The organism is Microbacterium sp. BF1, assembly GCF_019279095.1.
Taxonomy (GTDB): domain Bacteria; phylum Actinomycetota; class Actinomycetes; order Actinomycetales; family Microbacteriaceae; genus Microbacterium; species Microbacterium maritypicum.
On sequence record NZ_JAGYWT010000181.1, the window covers coordinates 1 to 4,799 of the forward strand.

Genomic DNA, 4,799 nt, shown 5'->3' on the forward strand with positions numbered 1-4,799 from the left:
GCTGCGTCGCGCGCTCACGCGGGTGGGCGCCGACGGCTGGATCACCCTCGACGACGACCTCGGCGAGCACGGGGTGCGTCTCTCCGGTGGTCAGCGTGCGCGGCTGGCACTGGCTCGTGCGCTGTGCCGGGAGCCGAGGGTGCTCATCGTCGACGAGATCACCGCGAGCCTGGATGCCGAATCGGAGCGCATCATCTCCGATGTGCTCGAGGACTTCGACGGGACGGTCATCGCCGCCTCCCACCGGCGGGAGACGCTGGGGAGATTCGGACGGGTGGTCGGTGTGGAGAGAGAAGGTGTGGAGCGCGAGGAGGCTGCGGCTACAGCCGGTCCACTCCGGTGACCGTGACGACGGCCTGACCTGCGTCGTCGGAGTCGGCGAGGTCGATCGTCGCGGTGATGCCCCAGTCGTGATCGCCGGCGGGGTCGTCGAAGATCTGCCGCACGCTCCAGGAGGTGGCGCCCTCGGTGAGGATCAGCAGCTTCGAGCTGCGGGCATCGGCACCGGTGAGGATCTCGTCGTGGTCGGCGAAGTACCCGTCGAGGGCATCGGACCAGGCGTCGGCGCCGAAGCCCGGATCGAGCTCGGCCAGCGCGTCCACGTCTTCCCTCGCGGCGAGCTGCACGCGGCGGAACAGCTCGTTGCGCACCAGGATGCGGAACGCGCGGATGTTGCTCGTGAGGCGCTTGGGCGCGGGCGGGACGATCGGCTCGTCGGGCGCGTGCGGATCGAAGCGCCCGTTGTCGACGCCGGCGATCAGCTCCTCCCACTCGTCGAGCAGGCTGGAGTCGACCTGTCGCACGAGCTCGCCGAGCCATTCGATCAGGTCGCGCAGATCCTCGTCCTTGAACTCCTCCGGGATGGTCTGCGAGGCCGCCCGGTAGGCGTCGGAAAGGTAGCGCAGCACCACGCCCTCGGAGCGCGCGATCTTGTAGTACGCGACATATTCCCCGAACGACATGGCGCGCTCGTACATGTCGCGCACGACCGACTTGGGGTGCAGCTCGAAGTCGCGGATCCAGGGCTGCGCCGCGCTGAAGGTCTCGAACGTCGCGGTCAGCAGCTCGTCGAGCGGTTTCGGGTAGGTGATCTGCTCGAGCAGCTCCATGCGCTCGTCGTACTCGATGCCCTCGGCCTTCATCGCCGCGACCGCTTCGCCGCGGGCCTGGAACTCCTGCTGGCTCAGCACCGCGCGCGGATCATCGAGCGTCGACTCCACGATCGAGATCATGTCGAGCGCATACGAACCGGTACCAGTGCCGGCGGAGGGATCGGGGTCGAGCAGCTCGAAGGCGGCCAGGGCGAACGGCGACAGCGGCTGGTTGAGGGCGAAGTTCGGCTGCAGATCGACCGTGAGGCGGACGTCTCCCTCCGGGGTCTTCTCGACGATGCCCGATTCGCGGAGCGTGCGGTAGATGCCGATGGCCCTGATCGCGAGCTCGCGTTGGCGCTTCCGCGGCTCATGGTTGTCGTATACCAGCGCACGCATATTCGCGAACACATCGCCGCCACGGGCGATCACGTTGAGCATCATCGCGCTGGTGATCTGCATGTGCGAGGTCAGGGTCTCCGGCACGGCGTCGATGAGCTTGCGGAAGGAGGGCTCTCCCCACGACACGAACCCGTCCGGCGCCTTCTTGCGGACGATCTTGCGCTTCTTCTTCGGGTCGTCGCCGGCCTTCTTCACGGCCGCGACGTTCTCGCTCTCGTGCTCGGGCGCCTGTGCAACCACCGTGCCGGCGGTGTCGTAGCCCGCACGTCCTGCGCGACCGGCGATCTGATGGAACTCGCGGGCGTTCAGCTGCCGCATCCTGGTGCCGTCGAACTTCGTGAGCGCGGTGAGCAGCACGGTGCGGATCGGCACGTTGATGCCCACGCCGAGGGTGTCGGTGCCGCAGATCACGCGCAGCAGTCCGCGCTGGGCGAGCTGCTCGACCAGTCGTCGGTACTTCGGCAGCATGCCGGCGTGGTGCACGCCGATCCCCGCGCGCAGGAAGCGGGAGAGGGTCTTGCCGAACGCGGTCGTGAAGCGGAACTCGGCGATCAGCGCCGCGATCTCGTCACGCTGCTCGCGAGTGGCGACCTTCGTGCTGGAGAGCGCCTGGGCCCGCTCCATCGCCGCGGCCTGAGAGAAGTGCACGACGTAGATCGGTGCCTGCCCCGTGCTCAGCAGGTCATCGATGGTCTCGTGGATCGGCGTCGTCTCATAGAAGAAGTGCAGGGGGACGGGACGCTCGACACCGGTCACGGTCGCCGTCTCGCGACCGGTGCGCCGGGTGAGATCGGTCGCGAGCTCTGTCACGTCGCCGAGAGTCGCCGACATCAGGATGAACTGGGCCTGCGGCAGCTCGAGCAGGGGCACCTGCCATGCCCAGCCGCGGTCGGGGTCGGCGTAGAAGTGGAACTCGTCCATCACGACCTGACCGACGTCGGCATCGGTGCCCTGGCGCAGCGAGAGGTTCGCGAGGATCTCCGCCGTGCAGCAGATGATCGGGGCATCGGCGTTCACGGAGGAGTCGCCCGTGACCATGCCGACGTTCTCCGCGCCGAACACGTCGACCAGCGCGAAGAACTTCTCGCTCACGAGCGCCTTGATCGGCGCGGTGTAGTAGCTGCGGCGTCCGGCGACGAGGGCGCTGAAGTGCGCGCCGATCGCGACGAGCGACTTCCCCGTGCCGGTGGGGGTCGAGAGGATCAGGTTGTTGCCGGAGACGATCTCGATGACCGCCTCGTCCTGCGCGGGGTAGAGGCTGATGCCGGTGGACTCCGCCCATTCGACGAACGCGAGGTAGACGGCATCCGGATCCGCGGCGTCCGGAACGAGGGCGGGATCGAGCCGCGGAGTGGAAGTCATGGTCCCTCGATCATCCCATCCGCCCGCGACGGTCGCGCCCGGGGCATTCTGAGCCGGTATATTCACGCGGCTTTCGTAGGTGGCGCCACTCTCCCCGTGGCATCATCGACGGACCACGGAGCGGTGACCGCACCGCCCAGAGGGGACGACGATGCCCGACCAGATCTTCACGTTCGCAGCACTCGCACTGTACTTCGCGGGGATGCTGCTCATCGGCTGGATCGCCTTCCGGCGAACCGGCGATCACGAGGACTACATGCTCGGCGGTCGGAACCTCCCGCCGTGGGTGGCCGCGCTCAGTGCCGGCGCCTCCGACATGTCGGGCTGGCTCGTGATGGGTCTCCCGGGGGCGATCTACGTGTCCGGTCTCATCGAGGCGTGGATCGCGATCGGCCTCACGATCGGCGCCTACCTGAACTGGCTGCTCGTCGCGCCCCGTCTTCGCGCATACACGCAGGTGTCGCGCAACTCCATCACGGTGCCGAGCTTCTTCGAGAATCGGCTCCGCGACACGACGCGACTGCTCCGCGTGGTGTCCGGCGTCGTCATCCTCGTGTTCTTCACCCTCTACATCTCCTCGGGCATGGTGGCCGGCGGCGTCTTCTTCGAGAGCTCGTTCGACGGCGACTATCTCACCGGCATGCTGCTGGTGACAGGTGTCACCCTCGCGTACACGCTCTTCGGCGGGTTCCTCGGAGCGTCGCTGACCGACGTCGTGCAGGGACTCATGATGGTGATCGCGCTGATCGTGATCCCCGTGGCGGCGATCGTCGCCATCGGTGGATTGGCCGAGACGGGCGCGCTGATCGACGAGGTCGCGCCGGACCACCTCTCGATGCTCTCCGGGACGGCCCTCACCGGAGGCACCGTCCTCGCCATCGTCTCCTCCCTCGCCTGGGGTCTCGGGTACTTCGGACAGCCGCACATCATCGTGAGGTTCATGGCTCTGCGCTCGCCGCAGGAGGCGAAGAGCGCCCGACGCATCGGCATCTCCTGGATGGTCGTCTCCCTCGGGGGCGCTGTGCTGTCGGGTCTCGTGGGCCTCGCCTACATCGCCAAGACGGGCATCGACCTCGCCAACCCCGAGACCGTCGTGCTTCTCATGTCGCAGACGCTGCTGCATCCGTTCGTCGCCGGCCTGGTGCTCGCGGCCGTGCTCGCCGCGATCATGAGCACGATCTCCAGCCAGCTGATCGTCTGCTCCTCGGCGCTCGTCGAAGACCTGTACGGCGTGTTCCGGCGCACGCCGCCCTCGCAGAAGACCCTCATGCTGATGGGGCGACTCGGGGTCCTCGGCGTCGCGATCATCGCGGCGGTGCTGGCGATCACGCCGAACGACACGATCCTCGGACTCGTGTCGTTCGCGTGGGCGGGATTCGGCGCCGCATTCGGGCCCGTCATCCTGCTCAGCCTCTACTGGCGCAAGCTCACCAACTGGGGTGCGCTGGCAGGCATGTTCGTCGGTGCCGCGACGGTGTTCATCTGGAAGGCGCTCGACACCGGGCTCTACGAACTGCTTCCCGCCTTCGTGTTCGCCCTGATCGCGGCGGTCGGTGTGAGCCTGGTCACCTACCGGCACGACGATGAGATCCAGCATGACGCCGGTGTCGGTGAACTCCTGCTGGATCAGGCGTCACCGTCGCCGGGTCCCTGACCCCCCAGCGCACCCAGGAGTTCTACGACACCGTCGCAGCCGCCGGCGTCGACCTGTTCGTGATCCGCGGCACCACGGTGTCGGCCGAGCACGTGTCGAGCGTGGCAGAGCCCCTCAACCTCAAGAAGTTCATCTACGACCTCGACGTCCCCGTCATCGTGGGCGGTGCGGCGACCTACACCGCTGCCCTGCACCTGATGCGCACGGGAGCCGCCGGCGTGCTCGTCGGCTTCGGCGGGGGAGCGGCATCGACCACCCGCGCGACCCTCGGCATCCACGCGCCGATGGCG

General features: G+C 67.8%; 3 protein-coding genes and 1 pseudogene. 3 read left to right on the forward strand and 1 reads right to left on the reverse strand.

Annotated features, from left to right (window positions below; all coding sequences use genetic code 11):
* Window positions 1-343, forward strand: a 343-nt coding sequence (locus KZA10_RS08145; protein WP_218682613.1) for an ATP-binding cassette domain-containing protein, incomplete at its 5' end; no start/stop codon positions are given.
* Here the strand turns inward: KZA10_RS08145 and KZA10_RS08150 are convergent.
* Window positions 321-2,855, reverse strand: a complete 2,535-nt coding sequence (locus tag KZA10_RS08150) for an RNA helicase (RefSeq protein WP_218682614.1) — start codon at window positions 2,853-2,855, stop codon at window positions 321-323. The two genes, KZA10_RS08145 and KZA10_RS08150, sit on opposite strands and share 23 nt — an antisense overlap.
* 151 nt (window positions 2,856-3,006) lie before the next feature.
* Between KZA10_RS08150 and putP the strand changes: the two genes are divergently transcribed.
* Both putP and KZA10_RS08160 read left to right on the forward strand, forming a co-directional pair.
* Window positions 3,007-4,509, forward strand: a complete 1,503-nt coding sequence (gene putP, locus KZA10_RS08155; protein WP_218682615.1) for a sodium/proline symporter PutP — start codon at window positions 3,007-3,009, stop codon at window positions 4,507-4,509.
* Window positions 4,482-4,799 (forward strand): annotated as a pseudogene (locus KZA10_RS08160) (IMP dehydrogenase); the annotation flags it as partial. The gene putP and the pseudogene KZA10_RS08160, both read left to right, overlap by 28 nt.

Bases quoted from the DNA above. Each gene is read 5' to 3' on its own strand.
- KZA10_RS08150 (WP_218682614.1), bottom strand. From the start codon at position 2,855: ATGACTTCCACTCCGCGGCTCGATCCCGCCCTCGTTCCGGACGCCGCG.
- putP (WP_218682615.1), top strand. From the start codon at position 3,007: ATGCCCGACCAGATCTTCACGTTCGCAGCACTCGCACTGTACTTCGCG.